At 59.7% G+C, this 22,272-nt stretch carries 19 protein-coding genes; 12 read left to right on the forward strand and 7 right to left on the reverse strand.

What is annotated here, in order from left to right; translation table 11 throughout:
- Positions 1 to 71 precede the first annotated feature (71 nt).
- The 7 genes from APH41_RS19400 (at position 72) to poxB (ending at position 11,091) form a co-directional block, all read left to right on the forward strand.
- Complete coding sequence (locus APH41_RS19400) at positions 72 to 4,916, forward strand: dermonecrotic toxin domain-containing protein (protein WP_054920830.1); 4,845 nt, start codon at positions 72 to 74, stop codon at positions 4,914 to 4,916.
- A gap of 52 nt (positions 4,917 to 4,968) precedes the next feature.
- Positions 4,969 to 5,187 carry a DUF2970 domain-containing protein gene (locus APH41_RS19405; RefSeq protein ID WP_034126066.1) on the forward strand — a complete coding sequence of 73 codons (219 nt, stop codon included), beginning with the start codon at positions 4,969 to 4,971 and terminating at the stop codon, positions 5,185 to 5,187.
- Between the two features lie 40 nt (positions 5,188 to 5,227).
- Positions 5,228 to 5,533, forward strand: a complete 306-nt coding sequence (locus APH41_RS29095) for a hypothetical protein (RefSeq protein ID WP_162557049.1) — start codon at positions 5,228 to 5,230, stop codon at positions 5,531 to 5,533.
- A 178-nt stretch (positions 5,534 to 5,711) separates the two neighbouring features.
- Positions 5,712 to 7,370, forward strand: coding sequence for a nitrite/sulfite reductase (locus tag APH41_RS19410; protein WP_003190712.1), 1,659 nt, complete (start codon positions 5,712 to 5,714; stop codon positions 7,368 to 7,370).
- Positions 7,354 to 7,848 (forward strand): DUF934 domain-containing protein, encoded by a 495-nt coding sequence (locus APH41_RS19415; RefSeq protein WP_003190711.1) that lies wholly within the window; start codon positions 7,354 to 7,356, stop codon positions 7,846 to 7,848. Before APH41_RS19410 ends, APH41_RS19415 begins: the two co-directional genes overlap by 17 nt.
- A gap of 207 nt (positions 7,849 to 8,055) precedes the next feature.
- On the forward strand, positions 8,056 to 9,288 hold the full coding sequence (locus APH41_RS19420; protein WP_054920832.1) for an NADH:flavin oxidoreductase/NADH oxidase family protein: 1,233 nt from the start codon (positions 8,056 to 8,058) through the stop codon (positions 9,286 to 9,288).
- A gap of 78 nt (positions 9,289 to 9,366) precedes the next feature.
- Entirely contained in the window at positions 9,367 to 11,091 is a 1,725-nt protein-coding gene (gene poxB, locus APH41_RS19425) for a ubiquinone-dependent pyruvate dehydrogenase (protein ID WP_054897504.1), read from the forward strand.
- A gap of 123 nt (positions 11,092 to 11,214) precedes the next feature.
- Here poxB and APH41_RS19430 read toward each other — a convergent pair whose 3' ends face one another.
- Positions 11,215 to 11,772, reverse strand: coding sequence for an NADPH-dependent FMN reductase (locus APH41_RS19430; protein ID WP_003190705.1), 558 nt, complete (start codon positions 11,770 to 11,772; stop codon positions 11,215 to 11,217).
- 227 nt (positions 11,773 to 11,999) lie between these two features.
- Between APH41_RS19430 and APH41_RS19435 the strand changes: the two genes are divergently transcribed.
- Positions 12,000 to 12,236 (forward strand): hypothetical protein, encoded by a 237-nt coding sequence (locus APH41_RS19435; protein ID WP_032874044.1) that lies wholly within the window; start codon positions 12,000 to 12,002, stop codon positions 12,234 to 12,236.
- Between the two features lie 49 nt (positions 12,237 to 12,285).
- Here APH41_RS19435 and APH41_RS19440 read toward each other — a convergent pair whose 3' ends face one another.
- Positions 12,286 to 12,624 carry a hypothetical protein gene (locus APH41_RS19440; protein WP_054920834.1) on the reverse strand — a complete coding sequence of 113 codons (339 nt, stop codon included), beginning with the start codon at positions 12,622 to 12,624 and terminating at the stop codon, positions 12,286 to 12,288.
- Positions 12,625 to 12,807: 183 nt separating this feature from the next.
- Between APH41_RS19440 and APH41_RS19445 the strand changes: the two genes are divergently transcribed.
- Positions 12,808 to 13,716: a LysR substrate-binding domain-containing protein gene (locus APH41_RS19445; RefSeq protein WP_054920836.1), complete on the forward strand. Its 909-nt coding sequence runs from the start codon at positions 12,808 to 12,810 to the stop codon at positions 13,714 to 13,716.
- A gap of 99 nt (positions 13,717 to 13,815) precedes the next feature.
- Here the strand turns inward: APH41_RS19445 and APH41_RS19450 are convergent, their stop codons facing one another.
- The 3 genes from APH41_RS19450 to dnaQ form a co-directional block, all read right to left on the reverse strand.
- On the reverse strand, positions 13,816 to 14,385 hold the full coding sequence (locus tag APH41_RS19450) for a GNAT family N-acetyltransferase (protein WP_019820276.1): 570 nt from the start codon (positions 14,383 to 14,385) through the stop codon (positions 13,816 to 13,818).
- A gap of 20 nt (positions 14,386 to 14,405) precedes the next feature.
- Entirely contained in the window at positions 14,406 to 16,661 is a 2,256-nt protein-coding gene (locus APH41_RS19455) for an Orn/Lys/Arg decarboxylase N-terminal domain-containing protein (RefSeq protein WP_054920838.1), read from the reverse strand.
- Positions 16,662 to 17,195: 534 nt separating this feature from the next.
- The gene (gene dnaQ / locus APH41_RS19460; RefSeq protein ID WP_164692278.1) at positions 17,196 to 17,936 is read right to left on the reverse strand and encodes a DNA polymerase III subunit epsilon; all 741 of its coding nucleotides are present in this window, start codon (positions 17,934 to 17,936) and stop codon (positions 17,196 to 17,198) included.
- 202 nt (positions 17,937 to 18,138) lie between these two features.
- Between dnaQ and APH41_RS19465 the strand changes: the two genes are divergently transcribed.
- Positions 18,139 to 18,444: a DUF2388 domain-containing protein gene (locus tag APH41_RS19465; protein WP_054897498.1), complete on the forward strand. Its 306-nt coding sequence runs from the start codon at positions 18,139 to 18,141 to the stop codon at positions 18,442 to 18,444.
- A gap of 135 nt (positions 18,445 to 18,579) precedes the next feature.
- On the opposite strand, the gene rnhA is transcribed toward APH41_RS19465, so the two are convergent.
- Both rnhA and APH41_RS19475 read right to left on the reverse strand, forming a co-directional pair.
- A complete protein-coding gene (gene rnhA / locus APH41_RS19470) occupies positions 18,580 to 19,032 on the reverse strand; it encodes a ribonuclease HI (RefSeq protein WP_003173571.1) in 453 nt (150 codons plus the stop codon).
- Between the two features lie 31 nt (positions 19,033 to 19,063).
- A complete protein-coding gene (locus tag APH41_RS19475) occupies positions 19,064 to 19,822 on the reverse strand; it encodes a class I SAM-dependent methyltransferase (RefSeq protein ID WP_034126074.1) in 759 nt (252 codons plus the stop codon).
- Between the two features lie 65 nt (positions 19,823 to 19,887).
- Here APH41_RS19475 and gloB point away from each other — a divergent pair, with 65 nt between their 5' ends.
- Both gloB and APH41_RS19485 read left to right on the forward strand, forming a co-directional pair.
- Entirely contained in the window at positions 19,888 to 20,655 is a 768-nt protein-coding gene (gene gloB, locus APH41_RS19480) for a hydroxyacylglutathione hydrolase (protein WP_054920841.1), read from the forward strand.
- Between the two features lie 98 nt (positions 20,656 to 20,753).
- Entirely contained in the window at positions 20,754 to 22,154 is a 1,401-nt protein-coding gene (locus APH41_RS19485) for a transglycosylase SLT domain-containing protein (RefSeq protein ID WP_020301567.1), read from the forward strand.
- Positions 22,155 to 22,272 lie beyond the last annotated feature (118 nt).

Raw genomic sequence — 22,272 nt, forward strand, 5'->3', positions numbered from 1 at the left:
TCGGACCGATTCTCGGTCCGCTGAACCGGCAGCTCAGCACAACCGGTTTTATACAGGAAACGCATGTCATCATGACCGAACCCAATACTCCCTCGTCAAACTCAGCCTTTCGCCAACTGCCCGCCCAGGCAGTGCATGAGCGCTTCGCTACGCGGCCGGCGCTGTATTCCGTCGTCTTCAAGGCATTGCGCAGCCGGATGCTGGAGCACTACCCGTCGCTGGACCTCGACTGGCTTGCGGTCAAACTGGCCAGCCCTCAGCCCAATGGCGAATACACCTACCCCGCACTCATGGAGGTGGCTGTCGCCCATGTACTGAACCCACAGTTACTTGACCTGCGCGCCGTACGCGAGCGTCCGCACTTCCTCACGACACAGCCCCCCGCCGCGCTCAAGACCGGGGATGGCCAGCCGCTCGACATGCAGGTGGTCGCCCAGATTCTTGACGAATTTCCCGCGTCCCTTTACTTGTACATGCAACACGATCTGGCCGACTACTGGAGCCAGGTCGACAATCATGGCAACAGCCGCTGGCAGTGGCTTGCAGAGTTTCTCAATGGTCAGATGATTGCCACTGCGGCCAGCCAGTCACCGCTGAGCGACGTGCAGCGCGATATGCTGGCGGTAGTCGCCGCCTGGCCAGCGCAACGTGAGCGCCTGCCCCGTTCCTCACCCGCCACCTATGTATATTTCATCGAGAGCACACTCACCCGCCTCGGCAAGACGGTGCGGGTATTGACCCCGGACCTGTTATTGGTACGCGATAAACAGGTGTTGCTCTACAGCGTAGCCGGCGCAATCCAGGCGTTTGATTCGCTGGAGGCGTTCAGCCAGGCCTGGGGGAGCAGGATGCAACGCGAGTTTCAGTTCGACAGCCTCACTTGGCAACGCAACGAAACTGCCGCCAACGTGTTTGAACAACAGGCCGGGCTGATCCTCAACCAACAACTCGAAGACCTGGCAGCCCTATCGTTCCAGGGGCAAGACGAAAAAGAACTCGATCAACGCCTGGACATGATCACCAACCCGGCCAGGTATTTTACCGACATCAAGTTGCCCGACACCGAGCGCCTTGGCACTGTGAGCCAGCAACTGCCGCAATGGCTCAAGCAAGCCGAGCCCGCGGATCGTTTCGCCTATCACCGCCACTTGCAGGATATGGCGCATGCTCTGCAAAAAAACCAGGGGCGATCGTTCAACGAGGGTATTGAAAACATCCACACATTCAGCCGCAGCGCATTGCGCAAGCAGATGCAAACCGATCACGGCGATTTCGACCCTGATGCGGTGCTGTTGGACTTTGCGGTAGCGGCAGGTTATCCGGGCGGCGCGGGAATCATCGAACACGTGCGCATGTCGCTGACGGAGCTGGCCCTGAAGAATCTGGCCGGCAAGCCCAAAGGTACGTTGAAGCTGTCTTCCACAACAGCCACGCCACTGCCTGGCTGGTTGAATGAAGACTATCTGATGGGCAGCAACGGCCTGATCCAGCGCGTCGATATCGGCACCACCTACCCTAATGCCCTCAAAGATCTGCTGCTGTCCGATACCGTCGAGGCGCGTCGCCGCGAGTTGCTGTTTACTCGCGAACTGAAGGCTCATCTGCCGATGCAGGCGCTGGAATTCAAGGTCCGCCAGCAGCATGGCATGACCGTGACGGGTTATCAGTATGTCAAGGCGCTCATGGGAGAAACGCCTTCGCTCAGACTCGTCAACGATCAGGAAATCGTCCTGCGCCCCCTGGCGTTGTGCCGTAAAGCCGGGGCCACGCCGGACGAAGTGAATAATATGTTTATCATTGAGCCTCGCGACTCCCAGGTCGGCCCACACTTGCTGTACCGACCGCTGTACGCCGAGTCCCTCAACGAATACCCCACGCGCCAGGCGCTGCTGGAGGCCATCGCCGAACCGGGTGCGTTGCAGGACAGCGTGCTGACCTGGCTGTCGGACAAGGCGCGCCCCATCTATGCACACGGCGGCATCAAAGAGCCGCACATCATCCGTTTCTTGCCCGGCGACGAGTTCAACCGACCCGAGAAACCAGCGCCCGCGACCCTGGCCGTCGATGACGGCGCCGGTGAATGGCTCCAGTCCCAGCTCAACGGCCAACTGCCCAACCATCTGTTTGGCAGCACCGCACGGGCACTGGTCGACCTGGCGGACCGCGAGTCGATCTCCAACACCGAAAGCCGATGGGCCATTGTGATGGAGGGTGCCTGGTTGTTGTTCAATACACTGCTGCTGCCCTTGGTACAGGGCCCAGCCATGTTGGCCGGCTGGTTCCTGGTGCTGGTTGCCAGCCTGGAGCAGGACTTGGCGGGCCTGGACAGCAACGATCCCACCACCCGCGAGTTGGCGCTGATTGATCTGCTGCTCAATACTGCGATGGTGTTGCTGCATGGCGCATCGCCTTCTGCCAAACCGTTGTCGCCACCGAGTGCAACCGACAGCGCGTTGCGCCTTGAAACCTGGCGCCGTGCACCAGGCCTGCCGCCACCACAGGATGCGCCAGTGATACGTTCTGGCGCAGTGTCATTGCCGGGAGAACCCCCGGCATCAGGCCACACCGCCCTGGACTTCATTCGCTCGCTGGCAAGCCCACACGCAAGCGAACGACTGAGGGCGATGCTGGACATCAATGTGCCATGGCCTGAACCCTTGCCGACTGCGCAAGGCAGCGGCCCGCTCAAAGGCCTTTACCGCATAAATGGCACCTGGCACGCCAGCCTCGGCGGGTTGCTGTTCCAGGTCAATGTGGTGCCGGGATTCAACGAGGTCTATCTGGTACACCCGCAATATCCGCAACACCCCGGTTTCAAGCTGATAAGCGACCACCAGGGGCACTGGCGCCTGGACACTCACGCCAGGCTGGAGGGCGGAATGCCCCGGGAACGCTTGAGTAAATGGCAGAAGGAACGTGCCGAAAAACTGGGTGTATTAAAGGCCGAATTGCAAGCACTGAATGCCGAAATATTCTCGCTGATACCCACTTCGCTTTCGCTACAAAGCACTCTGAACGCAGCCCGTGCCCAACTTGTTGAACAAAGCAAAAGCCTGCGCAAGGATTGGTTATTGCTGGCTAGTTCCGCGAACATACCGAAGTTGCACGCAGAAGTTCTTATCCGTCATGAGAAACGGCGCGTCGCGGCGGCCCAAGCCAGGACGCAGTGGAATATCGCCCTCGATAACTTCCAGCAGTACGGCCGCGAGGTAATGACGCTGATGAAAAAAGTCGAAGCCAAGACCAGCGAACTGATGGCTGTCGACAGGACTGACCCCACTTATGTAAGGGAGCGAAACAGGGCAAGCAAAAGCAATTTTGACTTCTGGGCAGGCATCTACGAATCGGTGTCGCAAAAAATGGCAGACGCCCTGGAAACCGATCGTGGCGAAACCGACGCTGAACTCAGCGCCCGCGCATCACGGGAGCTGCCGCAAAACATCAGCGGCGCCTACGACGACTACATCATCACCAAAAAACGCCAGCTTGCCGCGCTTACGGAAATGGTCGAGCCCGCTGAAAAGATCGAGACGTTACTCAAAGAGGCAGACCCGGCCCTGCGCCAGATACTCTTGCAAGGCAAGCCCTCTGATCAAAACATCCGCTCGGTCGCGATCAAACAGCACGCCCTGCTGGTGTTCATGGACTTGGTGTTCAATCGCATGAATGACTCGCGCAACCCAACGGAATTTCCATTCGTACGCGAGCTGACCGACAAGAGAACCGCAACCAGCTTGATGGCGCATACGGAAATGCTCACCACTACCGGCTATTCGGCCCGAGAGCAGATCGACGTCCTCAAGGACGTTCTGGAGCGATATGAGCAATTGGAAAACGCTGTCACGTCGCTGGCTGAAATGAATTCCGGCTTCATTCGCGAGGAGCATCGCCAACCGTTTCTGGACTATCTGGCTTATGCCCGCACCAGCCTTGAGGCGCAGTTGGCCAATTTGATTCTGGTGGAAGAAGGCTTCGCGCCACTGCCAACGCCCGAGCGCATCACACGGCAGAAAGCACCGAACCGAAGAGTGATCAAGACCCGTGACCGCAGGACCCTGGTGGGTGAAGTGCGCCCTGCCCAGCGCGACACACCGGGTAACTTCGTCGATATCAAGGACCCGCTCACCGGAAAAACCCTCGCCACCTACCTTGAACACCCCGGCGAAGGTGTATGGAACGTGGTTGAAGAGGTCGGGCCCTCAGCGCCCGCGCCGACGGCAATCAAGCGTTCGCTGAAGACCATAGAAGCACAGGCGCAAACCGTCAGGGACGAGCGCACCGGCATTGACAGCAGCATCGCCTTCCAACAACGAAAGTTACGCGACCCGGGCCGACTGGAAAGCCTCGATCCCCTTGAGTGGGATGTGATACTGACCCAGCACGCAGCGAAGTTCACAACCCTTGCCGAAGAACTCCAGCGCGATCACGCCAACGATCCCGGCGCTCGCACGTTGATCGATCAGTACCGCAGCCTGGCGGCCGAGGCAACGCAACAGGCACGTGAGCGTTGCAGCGAAGGGTACAAGTTGCAACGCCCCAAAGCCTCCCACGTCGATTACTTGTGGAAACACGGTTTTGTCGATATCAACCTGGTGAAGAGCCGCGTGCCGTTGAAGGCCGGTGACTTTCTCACCGAGTATGCAGTACGCGATAAAAGCAAAATCAGGGCGGGTATAAAGGGAAAGGACAATGTTTTGTGGTACGCGCATTTTCATTATTCGGCCGTCGATCAAGCGCCCTCCCAACCTGATTTCGGTCACCTTAAAACCCCGAGTGAACAGCGATATACGCGCCGGGAACTGATTGAACAGGCGCGTGCCGACAACCGCGCCGTGGTCAACCTGGAGAAAGCCGAGATCAAGCCACCGCTTGATCAGCGGCTATTCCTGGGGTTGGAGGTACTGGCTTCCAAATGAGCCTCGACAGACTGTCTATACTCTGCATGAGAACCTTGTTGACGAGGGGTTTATGGACGATCCAATCGATGACAAACCACCGACCTTCCGGCAGATGCTGCACAGCGTGACGGCCGCCGCGTTCGGTGTGCAAAGCGGCAAGAATCGCGCCCGCGATTTCACCCATGGCAAACCCAGCCACTTTGTGATCCTGGGCGTTGCGTTCACGGTGGTGTTTGCGTTGACGCTGTTTGGCATCGTCAAGCTGGTGCTGTACCTGGCCGGTGTTTAACGCCGCCGATGCAGACTGAACGCATAAACAGGACGCCGGTTTGCCAACGACCGCCAGCGCACGGAATCCACCGGCGCTGGCGGCGCTGACAAATGCAGGCGCTCAGATAAACCTTGAATATCGACCGCCATCATCTTGGCTACTCGACAACCAATCGCTGCTCAATCAACGTTTTTATTACTGGTGGCTGACCCAAAATACAGCGGTGCCGACCACGAGAATAATCAGAAACAAAATGGCCCAGGCATCAACGGTACTGTCAGGTTTACGGGCTTTGGTGGAATTACTCATCGCATCGCCTCTTGTCGGTTTTATAGGTGACTGCACTAAGACTCGTCCACAGTAAAGACCAGTCTTGCCCCCATGACAAATGTGGGTATCGCGATAACTGTTCTCATTAGTCAGTTTGGTTATGTGCATATACCCAAACATCACTTTTGCGCATATACGCAAACTGGTATCGTGCGCCGGCTCCGTTGGGAGTGCGCGGCCGTGCGCGCAGATTTGCCGAGAACAGGACCTATATGTACGTATACGACGAATACGATCAGCGCATCATCGAGGACCGCGTCAAGCAGTTCCGTGATCAGACCCGACGCTACTTAGCAGGTGAACTGAGCGAAGAAGAGTTCCGCCCTCTGCGCCTGCAAAATGGCCTTTACGTTCAGCGCTTTGCGCCGATGCTGAGGGTGGCCGTGCCCTATGGCCAACTGACGTCGCGCCAGACGCGAATGATGGCCAAGATCGCCCGCGACTTCGACAAAGGCTATGCCCATATCAGCACCCGCCAGAACGTGCAGTTCAACTGGCCGGCCCTGGAAGATGTGCCGGATATCCTGGCTGAACTGGCTACCGTGCAGATGCACGCCATTCAGACCAGCGGTAACTGCCTGCGCAACGTGACCACCGACCAATTTGCCGGCGTCGCTGCCGACGAGTTGATCGACCCACGGCCGTGGTGCGAAATCGTGCGCCAGTGGACTACCTTCCACCCTGAGTTCGCCTACCTGCCACGCAAGTTCAAGATCGCCATCAATGGCTCGACCTCGGACCGCGCCGCCATCGAAGTCCACGATATCGGCCTGGAGCCGGTGTACAACGCTGCAGGCGAGCTGGGCTTCCGTGTGCTGGTGGGTGGCGGCCTTGGTCGTACGCCGGTGGTCGGTGCGTTCATCAACGAGTTCCTGCCATGGCAGGACCTGTTGAGCTACCTCGACGCCATCCTGCGGGTCTACAACCGCTATGGCCGTCGCGACAACAAGTACAAGGCCCGGATCAAGATCCTGGTCAAGGCGCTGACCCCTGAGGTGTTTGCCCAGAAAGTCGATGCTGAGATGGAACACCTGCGCGGCGGCCAGACCACCCTGACCGAAGCCGAAGTGCACCGCGTCGCCAAGCACTTCGTCGACCCTGAGTACAAGGCCCTGAGCAATCAGGACGCCGAGTTGGCTGCACTCGACCAGCAACACCCAGGCTTCGCCCGCTGGCGCACGCGCAATACCCTGGCGCACAAGAAGCCGGGCTACGTGGCAGTGACCCTGTCGCTCAAGCCCACCGGCGTTGCACCTGGCGATATCACCGACAAGCAACTGGACGCGGTCGCCGACCTGGCCGAGCGCTACAGCTTTGGCCAACTGCGCACCTCCCACGAGCAGAACATCATTCTCGCGGACGTTGAACAGAGCCAACTGTTCACCCTGTGGGGCGAACTGCGCGAAGGCGGCTTTGCTACGCCGAACATAGGCCTGCTGACCGATATCATCTGCTGCCCGGGCGGCGACTTCTGCTCCCTGGCCAACGCCAAGTCGATCCCGATTGCGGAGTCGATCCAACGCCGTTTCGACGACCTGGATTACCTGTTCGATATCGGCGAGCTGGACCTGAACATCTCCGGTTGCATGAACGCTTGTGGTCACCACCACGTCGGCCACATCGGCATCCTGGGCGTGGACAAGAAAGGCGAAGAATTCTACCAAGTGTCCCTGGGTGGCAGCGCCAGCCGCGATGCGAGCCTGGGCAAGATCCTCGGCCCATCCTTCGCCCAGGAAGCCATGCCAGAGGTGATCGGCAAGCTGATCGACGTGTATATCGAACAGCGTACCGAAGATGAGCGCTTCATCGACACCTACCAGCGCATCGGCATCGACCTGTTCAAGGAGCGTGTCTATGCAGCGAATCATTAAGAACAACGCAGTCGTCGACGAAACCTGGCACCTGCTGCCCAAGGACGCGAGCTTCGACGGCATCTCCAACTGCGACGACCTGATCGTGCCGCTGGCCCTGTGGCGTGAGCACGGCCATGCCCTCAAGGCCCGCGATGGCGGCCTGGGCGTGTGGCTGGACGCCGATGAGGAAGCCGAAGAAATCGGTGATGACGTGCAGCATTTTCAGGTCATCGCCCTGAACTTCCCGGCCTTCACCGACGGGCGCAACTACTCCAACGCCCGCCTGCTGCGTGACCGTTATGGCTACAAGGGTGAACTGCGGGCCATTGGCGACGTGCTGCGTGACCAGTTGTTCTACCTGCACCGCTGCGGGTTCGATGCCTTCGCCTTGCGCGCGGACAAAGACCCGTACGAAGCGCTGGAAAGTCTCAAGGATTTCTCGGTGACCTATCAAGCGGCCACCGATGAACCCCTGCCACTGTTCCGCCGCCGCTGACACCTTGTCCCTGTAGGAGCGAGCTTGCTCGCGAAAAACCTGAACGATAACGCAGGTCGCCTGGCTGTAGTGGCGCCCTCGCGTTCTTCGCGAGCAAGCTCGCTCCTACAGTTCCATCGCCCGTCAATCCTGTGTGATCGACTGCCGCTTGACATTAAAGTTAACTTTAAGCTTAGCCTGAGACCTCCCCTGCTCAGGAGTTAACCCATGTCACCGTTCGAATCGCTGCAACTGCCCAACGGCCAAGTCATCGCCAACCGCATCGCCAAGGCCGCGATGGAAGAGAATATGGCGGACCTGCATCAGGCACCGTCCAAAGCATTGAAGCAGCTATACAAGACCTGGGCCGACGGCGAGCCCGGCTTACTGTTGACCGGTAACGTGATGATCGACCGCCGCGCCATGACCGGCCCTGGCGGTGTCGCGCTGGAAAACGAGCAACACCTGGCCAGTTTTCGTGAATGGGCCGACGTAGCCCGGGCCAAAGGTGTGCACTTCTGGGTACAGCTCAGCCATCCGGGCCGCCAGACCATGGCCAACCTCGGTCAACAAGCGTTGGCACCCTCGGCTATTGCGCTGGATGTGGGCAGTTTTTCCAAGATGTTCGCCAAACCCAAGGCCATGACCGAAGACGACATCCAGGACGTCATCAAGCGCTTCGCCACCAGCGCCCGCCTGGCCGAGCAAGCCGGGTTCACCGGGGTGCAGGTCCACGGCGCCCATGGCTATTTGTTGAGTCAGTTCCTCTCGCCCTTGAGCAACCATCGCACCGACCGTTGGGGCGGCTCCCTGGAAAACCGGGCACGCCTGCTGCTAGAAGTCATCCGTGCCGTGCGGGCCAATGTCAGCCCTTCATTTTGTGTGTCGGTAAAGCTCAATTCCGCAGACTTCCAGCGCGGCGGCTTCGATGAGACCGATGCACGCGCTGTAGTGGAAATGCTCAATACACTGCCGATCGATTTGCTTGAGTTGTCCGGCGGCAGCTATGAAGCGCCGGCCATGCAAGGTGAAGCGCGGGACGGCCGCACCTTGGCCCGTGAAGCCTACTTTTTGGATTTCGCCACGCAAATGGCGAGCATCGCCACCATGCCACTGATGGTGACCGGAGGTATTCGCCGCTTGCCGGTGGTCCAGCAAGTATTGGACAGCGGCATCGCCATGGCCGGCATCGCCACCGCCCTGACCCTGGAGCCGCAACTGATCAAACAGTGGCGTGAAGGTCGCGACCTCAACCCACAACTGCGGCCCATGGAATGGAAGCGCAAACCGCTGGCCGCCCTCGCCACCCTCGCCGTGGTGCGCGACCAGATGCGTCGCCTGAGCCGCGGCCGTCTGCCCAACCCCAACGTTGCGCCCTGGCTGGCATTGGCCTGTGACCAGTGGTTTATCGCGCGGCGTACGCGGCAGTATCGCGCGAGCATGACGCAATCTTCACATTAATGGCGGAGCATTCGCCGTGATTGAACTGTCCCCTACTGATCAGCAGTTTTTCAACCTCACTGACGATTGGAGTTCCTCATGGCGAAAATCAACCTGGCCCAGCAGTTGGCGACCACCCTGGAACAAGCGGGTATCAAGCGTATCTGGGGGCTCACCGGCGACAGCCTCAATGGCCTGACCGACGCCCTGCGCAGCATGGACAGCATCGAGTGGATGCATGTGCGCCACGAGGAGGTCGCCGCCTTCGCTGCCGGTGCCGAAGCGGCGGCCACCGGCGAGTTGACGGTGTGCGCCGGCAGTTGCGGGCCGGGTAACCTGCATTTGATCAATGGTTTGTTCGATTGCCATCGCAACCATGTGCCGGTGCTGGCGATTGCCGCGCAAATTCCGTCCTCGGAGGTTGGCCTGAATTACTTTCAGGAAACCCATCCCCAGGAGCTGTTCAAGGAATGCAGCCACTTTATCGAGCTGGTGAGCAACCCCGAGCAGATGCCTCAGGTGCTGCACCGTGCCATGCGTTCGGCGATCCTCAACCGAGGCGTGGCGGTGGTGGTGATTCCGGGGGATGTGTCGCTGTTGGAGGTGGAAGATAAGCTCAAGCCGTGGCCGGCCTTGCACGCACCGCGCACCGTGCCGATTGAGCAGGACTTGCAGCGCCTCACCGACATGCTCCAGAGCAGCGAGAAAGTCACCCTGCTGTGTGGCAGCGGCTGTGCCGGTGCCCACGATCAAGTGGTGGCGCTGGCCGACGCCCTCGGCGCGCCGGTGGTGCACGCATTGCGGGGCAAGGAGCACGTGGAGTGGGATAACCCGTTCGACGTCGGCATGACCGGCCTGATCGGTTTCAGCTCCGGCTACCACGCCATGCTCGATTGCGACACCTTGGTCATGCTCGGCACCGACTTCCCTTATCGCCAGTTCTACCCGACCGACGCCAGGATCATCCAGGTGGACCGCAACCCCCAAGCCCTGGGGCGCCGTGCGACCCTGGACCTGGGCATCGCCGCCGACGTCAGTGAAACCATCGACGCGCTGTTGCCGCGCCTGACCCGCAAGACCGATCGCAGCTTCCTCGAAACCTCCCTCAAGCACTACGAAAAAGCCCGCCAAGGCCTGGATGACCTGGCGCAACCGTCCAAGGCCGGCCGGCCAATCCATCCCCAGTATGTGGCGCGCTTGCTCAGCGAACTGGCCGATGATGATGCGATCTTTACCGCCGATGTCGGCTCACCCACCGTGTGGGCGGCGCGTTATCTGAAGATGAACGGCAAGCGCCGGCTGATCGGCTCGTTCAACCATGGCTCGATGGCCAACGCCATGCCTCAGGCTATCGGCGCTCAGGCGGCGTTCCCTGGACGACAGGTGATCTCGATGTCCGGGGACGGTGGTTTCACCATGTTGATGGGGGATTTCATTTCCCTGGCGCAACTGCAATTGCCGGTCAAACTCGTGGTGTTCAACAATTCGTCCCTGGGCTTTGTCGCGATGGAGATGAAGGCTGCGGGTTACCTGGACACCGGCACCGAGCTGAAAAACCCGGACTTCGCGGCCATGTCCAATGCCATGGGCATTTTGGGCATACGTGTGGAGCAATCCGAAGACTTGGAGCCGGCACTGCGCCGAGCCCTGGCCCACGATGGCCCGGTGTTGGTGGATGTGGTGACCGCGACTCAGGAACTGGTGATGCCGCCGAGCATCAAGCTGGAACAGGCCAAGGGGTTCAGCCTGTACATGCTCAAGGCGGTGATGAGCGGGCGTGGCGATGAGGTTATCGAACTGGCACGCACCAACTGGTTGCGATAACCCCCTACTGTAGGAGCGAGCTTGCTCGCGAAGATCGCTAACGGTAACGCTGACATCCTGAATGAACGCGTTGTCGTCGAGTTTTTCGCGAGCAAGCTCGCTCCTACAGGTGCCGGGCTAATTTCAGCCTTTCTGCTTTTCTACCCACTTGCCGTAGGCATCGATGAATGCCTGCAGGAACGGCTTGGTCTTGTCCGACACCTTCCCCGCCTCATCGAACACACTGCCTGCCCCGCCCAGATAGGCTTCCGGCTGTTGCATGCACCACACATCCAGGAACACCAGGGACTGGCGCAAATGGTGGTTGGCGCCAAAGCCGCCAATGGCACCCGGCGACACGCTGATGATCGCCCCCGGCTTGCCACTCCAGGCGCTCTGCCCGTATGGGCGCGAGCCCACGTCAATGGCATTTTTCAAGGCCGCCGGCACGGAGCGGTTGTATTCGGGGGTGACGAACAGCACCGCGTCGGATGAACTCACTTGTTTGCGGAAAGTACTGTAGGCTGCGGGCGGTGTTGCACCGTCGATGTCCTCGTTGTAGAGCGGCAAGTCGCCGATTTCAACAATGTTCAACTTGAGATTGGCAGGGGCCAGTTCGGCCAGGGCCAGGGCGACCTTGCGGTTGATCGACTCTTTTCTCAAGCTGCCCACCAGGACGGCAATCGTGTAGACCTTGCTCATTGAGGTTTCCCGACTTCTGAATAAAGGAGCCTGTAGTTATAGAGGCTTCGCGACGCGTTCACCAGAGGGTTGTGCGGATTCCCTCGCCGTTTTCCTTGCAAGCACTTGCGTAGGAAGCGTCTGAAAATATCAGCGAATAGTATTTTTTTCTTATAGGTAAACTACCCCGCTCCCTGACGGTCTACAGAACCGCAAATCGAGTGTTTATCTCCAGAGGTTCTAAACAGATGGCTGCAGTACTTGTTGGACAGTTTCATGCCAGAGACGCGGAAGGCCGCGTTTATTCGGTGCATGAGTTTCAGGAATCCAACCCGGCGCAAGGCGACCTGGCCGGATCGACGCCCACCACGACCTACAAGCTGGCCATTGGCGACCGTGTAGAAAAGCTGGAAGGTGATGAATTCAAACTGATCCAGTCGGGCACTATTCTCGTGCGCGAGTCCGAAACCACTCTGGCATCGTAAGCGCTTGCCTTGTTCACCTGCTCAGTCCTGGGGACTGGGCTGGGGACGTTCATAGGCGGCGGATCTGCGTCACCTCTATGCCCTGCTCGTCTTGCTTGAGCGTCACCAGCACCTGGCCGTGCTCCCCTTGCACGGTAAACATCGAGCGCTTGTAACCTGCCGCATTGTACGCGGGGTAAGCCTCCACCTCCCTGACCAGGGTGATCCCCACGACTGCGCCCACCTGCTCGCCCACCTGTTGCTGGGAGCGAATAAAGGCCTCCAGTGCGAGATTGTCCGGCGTCGGTTCATCCTGATGATTGAAGAAGTAAGCCGCCAGGCCTCCCACGGTCACTAGGACCACGAGTTGCTTGGCCGTTACCCCGAAGAAAGTCGAGGGTAGAGGCATATGAGACCAGACCTGTTTTTTATTTTAAGTACCGGGAAACCGGCAGGGGTCGTTGCTGATCAGACCCGCCATTCTAATGGGGTCCTGGCTGAGCGCCATAGGCCGGGACGACCCCGGCAGTCTTTTTTGCGCACGAAGGCCTGCGCCATTGAATCCCCTGCGCACTGCACATAGACTCCGGCCATGCGTTTACGTCATATCGAAGTGATTCAGGCCATCTTGCAGACCGGCCACCTCGGCACCGCCGCCGAGTGGTTGCAACTCCCCGTGGGCGAAGTAGACTCCACTCTCAAGGACGCTGAGCAGCAATTGGGCTTCATGCTGTTCGCCAGCGTGCGCGGGCGTTTGCAGCCCACCCGGGAAACCCTGGAATTGCAGGCACAAATCACTGCTCTGTATGAAGCCCTGGAGCCGTTGCAACGCCTTGCCAGCCGCTTGAAACACCATCATGCGCCGCCCCTGCGCGCGCTCTGCACGCCGCCGTTGGCCAACCAACTGTTGCCCCAGAGCATTGCTGCACTGCGTCGACGCTTCCAGGACATGCCGTGCAACCTGTCGAGCCAGCCAGTTGGCGAGATCATCAACAGCCTGCTGTTGCATGAAGCCGATGTGGGCCTGAGCCTGCATGACCCAGAACATCCACAGATCCAGAGCACGGTGCTGGCCCAAGGCAAATTGCAGTTGCTGGCCCCCCATGGCTGGCTCAAGCCCAAGCAAAAATACATTGCGCTGCAGGAGTTGGCCGGCCAGTCGTTGATCGGCCTTGAAGGCCATGACCCGCTCAGCCGCTTGCTGGATGCCAAGCTGCACGCCCTGCGGCCGCTGCCCGTGGTGCAGACGCGGGTGCAAACCTACCCGATGATGCGCGGCTTGGTGGAGGCCGGAGAAGGCCTGGCGATTGTCGACCCGTTCACTGCCTTGGGTGCACGAGAGTCCGGGCTTGATGCGTGCCCGGTGTCACCACCGATAGTGGTCAGCCTGTATGCGTTGACCTTGAAAGACGCTGCGCCCTCCCCGGCATTGAATGCGCTGCTGGAAATCGTCATCCAGAAAGCCGAAAGCCTGCTTGGCAACGACACCAAGTCCCCGTAGGAGCGGGCTTGCTCGCGAAGAACGTGAACGATCACACGCTCATCCTTATGCAACGCGGCGCCTTGGCGTTTTTCGCGAGCAAGCTCGCGCCTACAGGGGTCAGACAGCCTCCACTTGCGCCTTGAACAACCGATACCAGAAAATCGCGACCTCGCGGGTTTGCGGGTCAATCCCGCGATAACGCAGTTGATCGATGCCGCCCATTACATAGCCACAACGCTCATACAGGCGACAGGCGCCGAGGTTGTTGTTCTGGGTCTCAAGCATCATGCCCGGCAGGTTCTTCTTGCGGGCCCAGAACTGCGCCACGTCCAACAACGACTTGGCCACGCCATGTCGGCGCGCCGGTAACGCCACGGCCAACTCGTCAACATGGGCGAAACCGTTCCAGTTGGTGCTGACCACGATATGCCCCACTGCGCGGTCATCCAGGTACGCCATGAAGATCGAGCTGTCGGCGGCATCACGAAAACTGGCGAATTCTTCCGGGTCGATGCCATAGCACTTGCGGTACGGCAGCACTTTTTCCACCGGCCATTGTTCGACGCGCTGGCCCATTTGCGGCACCCCATAGGCACTGACTTCAAAGCTGAAATCATTGCCCCACACATAGGCGTCAAAACCTTCGTCGGCGACTCGCACACTGAGCCCTGGATACTTCGGGTTCATTACAGCTTGCATAGACTTCCTTAACCCTTGATGCAGTCGACGGTATAACGACGGCCACTGCCGTCATCTTCGTGTTGCAGCCCATGCACATCCGCGACAAAACCGGGGAAACTGCTATCGAACGTGCGGGCAAATGCCAGGTAATCGATGATTGAACGTGTTGACTCGGTGAAGCGTTCGCCGGGCATGATCAGTGGTATGCCCGGCGGGTAAGGCACAAGCATTACAGCGGCGATGCGTCCTGCCAAGGCATCGATGCAGACCGCCTCCACCTCGCCCCTGACCAACTGGTCGTAGGCATCGGCGGGTTTCATCGCGATTTGCGGCAATACCGTATACATACGCTTGAGGTGCCTGGCCGTGGCATTGCTACGGTAACAGCTGTGCAACTGGTCGCAAAGGTCGCGCAGCCCCAGGCCTTGATAACGTGCCGGGCCTTGGGCATACACCGACGGCAAGCAAGTGGCCAGGCTGACATTGGCATCGTAGCTACGCTTGAACTCCAGCAGCTCGGTGAGCAAGGTGCTCCATTTACCTTTGGTAATGCCCATGGAAAACAGCACGAGAAACGAATACAGCCCAGTCTTCTCCACCACCAGCCCGCGCTCCCAGAGGAACTTGCTGACCACTGCAGCGGGAATCCCACACTCGCTCAATGCCCCACCGGCGTTGAGGCCAGGCATCACCAGTGTGACTTTGATCGGGTCCAGCAGCACGTAGTCTTCAACAACGTCGCCAAAGCCATGCCACTCATCCCCAGGGTGCAATAGCCAATCCGCAGTGGCGACCCGGTCGATACCCGCGACCGAGGGTGGCTGCCAGATGGAAAACCACCAGTCTTCCGCCGCGATATGCTGGCGCAAGTTGGCCAGGGCGCGACGAAAACTCAAGGCCTCGTCGAACATTTCCTGAAGCAGCGAGCGCCCGGCCGGGCCTTCCATCATTGCCGAGGCCACATCCAGCGACGCGATGATGCTGTATTGCGGCGAGGTGGAGATATGCATCATGAAGGCTTCATTGAAGCGGTCACGGTCCAGTTGCCGTGCGCCGCCGTCCTGTACGTGGATCATCGACGCCTGGCTGAATGCCGCCAGCAACTTATGCGTACTGTGGGTGGTGAACACCAAGGGGCTGTCCGGCGTGCGCGAGGTACCCATGCCATAACGCCCGGCGAAGAACTCGTGAAAGGCGGCGTAGGCATACCAGGCCTCATCAAAATGCAGCACCTCGACACTGTTGCCCAGTTGCTGCTTGATCAGTTCGGCGTTGTAACACAGGCCGTCATAGGTGGAGTTGGTCACCACCGCCAATTTCACTTTCGGTGGTCGCCCACGGGTCAAGGGGCTGGCGTCGATCTTGGCGCGGATCGACTCAGGGCTGAATTCGCCCAGGGGGATCGGGCCGATGATCCCCAGCTCGTTGCGCTCCGGGCACAGGTACAGCGGGATCGCGCCGGTCATGATGATCGAATGCAACACCGACTTGTGGCAATTGCGGTCTACCAGCACCAGGTCATCGCGCCCCACCATGGAATGCCAGACGATCTTGTTGGCGGTGGACGTGCCGTTGATCACGAAGAACGTATGGTCGGCGCCAAAGTTGCGCGCGGCGCGTGCCTCGGCTTCGGCCAAAGGCCCGGTGTGATCGAGCAGCGAGCCCAGTTCGGGCACCGACACCGACAAGTCAGAGCGCAGGGTGTTTTCCCCGAAGAACTGATGAAACGCCTGCCCCACCGGGCTTTTGCGATAGGCCACGCCACCGCCATGACCGGGGGTGTGCCAGGAATAATTGGAATCGGCGGTGTGTTGCACCAACGCCTTGAAGAACGGCGGCAACAGGCCATCCAGGTACGTGCGTGCGGCGCGGGCGACCTGGCGCGCCAGAAACGGCACGGTGTCTTCGAACAGATAAAGAATGCCGCGCAGCTGGTTGAGCTCGCTCATGGCATCGGCGGGCGCGTTTTCCAGGGTGACTTGCTCGCCCAGCGCAAAGATCGGCAGGTTGGGTGCGCGCAGGCGCGCCAAGCGAATCAACTCCACCATGTTCTGCAACAGATGAGTGTTTTCCCCGGCGCCTTCGGCGGCAATCAGCATGCAGGCCAGACCGTGATGGGTAGCGGCCACCAGCCGCCCCTCGGCGTAGTCCACCGCAGAAAAAATACTGAAGCCCTCTTGTTCCAACTCCCTGGCGATGCCTCGAACCCGGTCACCGGCAACGGTGTCGGCCTTGATGTCACGGTGCACGATCAGAACAGGGAACTTCAGGTCTTTGTACATGAGCACTCTTACTCCGGAGGCTTTGCACAAGGGTAGAAGCTGGAAGCAAAAGTGGCGAATGAAGATTTCACAGGTGGTCGAGAGGTACCTGCATAACCGTCGGTACGGCGTTGAACCTGTGGCGAGGGAGCTTGCTCCCGTGACGGCCTGCCAGCTGGGCCATACCTACCTGACACCCCGCGATCAAACTGTGGGTGGGCTGGGCCGGCACTCCGGTTTTTCCAAAGTGACCCGCTGTCAGAGCGGAACGCTAAGGGGCCGTTACCGCAGGAATGGAGATGCACCCAATCCAACCGTGTTGACTGTCAGGCCGCATTCGCGAGCAAGCCCGCTCCCACAGTTTGATCGCGGGGCGTCAGGTCGATAGGCGTTGGCTGGCAGGCCGCTATCGCAGGCAAGCCAGCTCCCACAGTTTGATCGCGCAGCGTCAGGTAGATAGGTGTTGGCTGGCAGGCCGTCACGGGAGCAAGCTCCCTCGCCACAGATGCAACTGTGTAAGTACCCATGGCTGCAAGCCTGCTCCTACATGAGCGGTTATTGCTGAGTGAGTTGAGTCCACAACGCCGGCGCACCGGCTGCCTTGGCAATCGCCTCCAGCCTTGCCGCATGCTCGGCCAGGTCCTGCTCGCTGGCACGGATGATCGGCGTCGGCTTGCGATCAGCTGGCAAGCGGCGGATTTCCGAAGGGCGGTTGCCCGACCCTTCCGCCGAACCGCTGCCATCGGATGCATTACCGGCCAGGGACAGGCTGGTCTGCCCGCCGGTCATGGTCAGGTAAACGTCGGCCAGGATCTCGGAGTCAAGCAAGGCGCCGTGGAGTTCACGGCCGGAGTTGTCGACGCCATAGCGCTTGCACAAGGCATCGAGGCTGTTGCGCTGGCCCGGGTGACGCTCGCGGGCCATCATCAAGGTATCGAGGATCGTACAGTGCTGGGAGATGTCCGCACGGTCAGTCTGCCCCATCAGGGCAAATTCGTTGTTGATGAAGCCGATGTCGAACGCCGCGTTATGGATGATCAACTGGGCGCCATTGATGAATTCGAAGAACTCATCGGCCACTTCGGCGAAGCGCGGCTTGCCCTTGAGGAATTCGTCAGTGATGCCGTGGACGCCAATCGCGCCCTCGTCACTGTCGCGGTCCGGTTGCAGGTAGACGTGGAAGTGGCGGCCGGTCAGGCGGCGCCCCATCAGTTCGACACAGCCGATTTCGATGATCCGGTGACCATCGGTCACCGGCATGCCGGTGGTTTCGGTATCGAGTACAACAGATCGGATGGCCATCAGGGTTCAGCTCTCAACGGTTCGGTACAGTTCAAGGGGCGGGATATTAGCACGCTCTGTAAACGAAGCGCCCATGGCACCCAATCACCGGTGGACACCCAACAGTTATTTACAAGGTTTCGCAAACTTGCTGCGGTTTTCTACGTCCCTCGTCGCTAACCTGCGCGCCTCCTCCAGATACGGAATTCACTGACTCATGTTCAACCTGAAATGGCTGTTCATCCCCTGCCTGTTCAGCGCTGCCGGTGCGCAAGCCACCAGTTTCGTGATGACCACTGACGCCTTGGTGAGCCTGTCGATGAGTGCCACGGGCGGCACCAGCAGCAGCTTCAAGGACGACAAGATTGTGCTGGCGGCCAAGGCCGATGCCGCATCGTTTGTCGCAAGCGAAGGTGCAATACGCGGTGTCCAGTTGGAGTCAGCCTTGCGGCATATTCGCCAGACAAGAGTGGACCTGCGATGCACGGACGAACAACTCGCCCGTGCAATCCTGGCTCTATAAGCGACAACACTCACGGCATCTTTGTGATCAGGCCAAAGTATGCCTGCCTGAAGCTCAATGCCGTGCTGGTAGATTCGCCACACGCAATGGCGGCGGTGAAGCAGCGGCTCGAACGGCCGCCGCGGTGTCGCTGATTCAGCTCTGCTTGTAGCCGCGCACTTCATCCACGCCACGGTTGGCCAACTGGTCGGCGCGCTCGTTGCCAGGATGGCCGATGTGCCCGCGTACCCATTTCCAGGTGATGTCGTGACGATTGCACTGTTCATCGAGCAATTGCCACAGGTCGGCGTTCTTGACCGGCTCCTTGGCCGCCGTTTTCCAGCCGCGTTTTTTCCAGTTGACCATCCACTCGTTGATGCCCTTCATCACATATTGCGAGTCGGTCACCAGCAGTACGTTGCAACGCCGCTTGAGTTCTTCGAGGCCGCGAATGGCGCCCATCAATTCCATACGGTTATTGGTGGTATTGGCTTCGCCGCCCCACAGTTCCTTCTCCACGCCCTTGCACACCAGCAAGGCGCCCCAGCCGCCTGGGCCCGGGTTGCCTTTGCAGGCGCCATCGGTGAAGAGTTCTACGCTATCGGTCATCGGTTATTCGGCCTGAAATCAAAAAGAGGTTTTACGGTTCGCCTTGTTCGCGGTTGACCTTGGCCAACGGCATCGGCACGAGCTTGCCGATCGGCTCGCGGCGCACTTGCTGCAACGGTCGCAGCCCGACCACGATCTTGCGTGCGACCAATAAATAGAAGCCGCCACCCGACAGCTGCCAGGCTCCTGCCCGGCGTTCCCAACCGGCCAGACGGCCCTGCCACTTGGCAGTCGCAAGCGGCGGACGATAGCACCCGAAGCGGCGTTTCTCCAGCGCGAAGCCCAGCAGGTTGAGCCAGTCGCCCACCCGTGATGGCGCGATGCAACGCGCCTGGCGCAGTCCGTCATGGGCGAACACACGGCGCAGGCCCCAACTGCTCCAGGGGTTGATGCCGACAATCAGCAAATGGCCACCAGGGCGCACGCTGCTCGCCGCTTCGCGCAACAAACCGTGGGGTGACAAGCAGAAATCCAGGCCGTGCTGCAACACCACCACATCGGCGGCGTGTTCGCTCAAGGGCCAGGCCTGTTCCTCGCAGACGATCTCCACGCCCGGCAACGGTGCACCCAGGCGCACATTGCGTTGCACCTGCGGCGCCGATGGAGGCGTGTCGGCCGACGGTCCGTAATGCACCAGGTAGCCACCAAAGAACCGGCCCAGCTCGTCTTCGAGCATGCGCCGCTCTTCTTCCAGCAAAAACTGCCCAATCGGCCCGGACAACCATTCGCGGGCCGCGCTGATCAGGGCCAGCCACTCAGGATCGGCCTGGGCGAACGCTTTATCAGTCATTGCATTCTCCAACTCGCCTAGACGTTCTAAGATGCACCAATGTGTTCAGCTTGGCGAATCGAAGAATGATACAGATCAGTGCCCTACCCGCCTTTACCGACAACTACATCTGGTTGTTACAAGACCCTACGACCCAGCGCTGCGCCGTGGTCGACCCCGGCGATGCCACGCCAGTGCTGGCCTGGCTCAAGCAGAATGCCGAGTGGCGCCTCAGCGACATACTGGTTACCCATCATCACCATGATCATGTAGGCGGTGTCGAGCAACTGAAAAATGCCACCGGCGCCAAGGTTTATGGCCCTGCCAACGAAAAGATCCCGGCGCGGGATGTGGCCTTGCACGATAACGACCATATCCGCGTGCTGGGCTGGGACTTCGACGTGTACGCCGTGCCAGGCCACACCCTCGGCCACATCGCCTTTTATCACCAAGGCGTATTGCTGTGCGGCGATACCTTGTTCGCCGCCGGTTGCGGTCGCCTGTTCGAAGGTACACCCGAACAGATGTACAACTCTCTGGAACGCCTGGCCGCCCTGCCCGCCGATACGCAGGTGTACTGCACCCACGAATACACGCAAAGTAACTTGAAATTTGCCCAAGCCGTGGAACCGCACAATGCCGACATCGCCGAACGGGTGGAAAATGTCGCCCAACTTCGCGCCCGTGGCCAGATGACGCTGCCCTCCAACCTGGCCCTGGAAAAACGTACTAACCCTTTTCTGCGCACCGCTGAAACATCCGTTAAACAAAAAGCGGACGAACGGAACGGCCGCGACAACCGCTCTGGGGCCGAGGTGTTTGCTAGCTTGAGGGCTTGGAAAGATAAGTTCTAACCAGATGCAATCTGATACGTAATTTCTGAATGGTTGACCGGAACCAAAGCGCTTTCTAGAATCGCCCGACATTTTTGCCCGGAACTTACTTCCAGCCAATGTCGTCATCTATTCGTAAATCCATTTCTTCAGACGCATTGACCCGCCTGGCTCAAGCCGTGGCGGTGGCCGTTTCCGCGACTCTGGCGGGCTGCCAATCGACCAATTACGCTGCACAATCCACCGTGCAACCCAAACCGAATCTTGCTGCCAAGATCAAGCAAAAACCTATTTGGCTATCAGAGAAGCCCAGCCCCGAAGTACCCCAGGACGTCTGGGAACGCATGCGTCGGGGCTTTCAATTGCAGGACGGTGTCGGCGTCAACCCGCGCATCGAGCAACAGCGCCTGTGGTTCGCCAGTAACCCCTCCTTTCTGGAGAATGCCGGCGAACGCGGCAGCCTCTACATTCATTACATCGTCGAGCGCCTTGAAGAACGCAACATGCCCCTGGAGCTGGCGCTGCTGCCAGTGATTGAAAGTGCCTACAACCCAATGGCCTATTCGCGCAGCGATGCGGTGGGCTTGTGGCAGTTCATTCCCTCCACCGGGCGCTACTTCAACCTGCGCCAGACCCGCGCCTACGATGGCCGCCGCGACATCACGGCCTCCACCACCGCCGCCCTGGACTATCTGACGCGTCTGCATGACATGTTCAACGGCGACTGGCTGCTGGCCCTGGCGGCCTATAACGCCGGCGAAGGCACGGTCAGCCGGGCAATCGAGCGCAACGAAAAGCTCGGCCTGCCCACTGACTACTGGAACCTGCCCCTGCCTCAGGAAACCAAGGACTATGTGCCCAAGTTCCTGGCCTTGTCCCAGGTAGTACTGGCGCCCGAAGCCTACGGCGTCAACCTGAACCCGATTGCCAACACGCCGTACTTCGAGGTCGTTGAAGTCAAGCAAAGCATGGACCTGTCACGGGTTGCCGCGCTGGCCGAGATCGACGAAGACGAACTGTTTCAGCTCAACCCGGCCTTGAAACAACGCACCACCCTGGATGGCCCCCAGCATCTGCTGGTGCCGACCTCCAAGGCCCAACTGCTGACCAGCACCCTTTCGACGATGAAGCCGGAAGAATTGCTGAGCATGCGCCCCAAGAAGCCGGTATTCGACGAAGTCGAGACCAAGGCGGTCGCAGGGCGTACCCGCAGCTACAAGGTACGCAGTGGCGACAACCTCACGCTGATCGCCAAGGCCAACAAGGTCGATGTGCATGACCTGCAGCGCTGGAACAAGCTCAACGGCCAGGCCCTCAAGGTCGGCCAGACCCTGGTGATGCAGGACACGCGTAAAGTCGCGGCGAAAAAACCGGTGCAGTACAAGGTCAAGAAAGGTGACTCGCTGTACATGGTGGCCAAGCGCTTCAACGTCGAGATGCAACATCTCAAGCGTTGGAACCCGCGCACCGGCCAGGCATTGAAACCAGGGCAGATGCTGGTGGTTTCCGGGCCGCGCTAATACCTCGGGGAGAGCTGGCTTGTGTGGGAGCTGGCTTGCCTGCGATGCAGGCACCTCGGTCTATCAGTCAGACCGCAGTGATGCTATCGCAGGCAAGCCAGCTCCCACATTTGACCTT

Origin of the sequence: Pseudomonas sp. NBRC 111138, assembly GCF_001320835.1 — a bacterium.
Taxonomy (GTDB): Bacteria; Pseudomonadota; Gammaproteobacteria; order Pseudomonadales; family Pseudomonadaceae; genus Aquipseudomonas; species Aquipseudomonas paracarnis.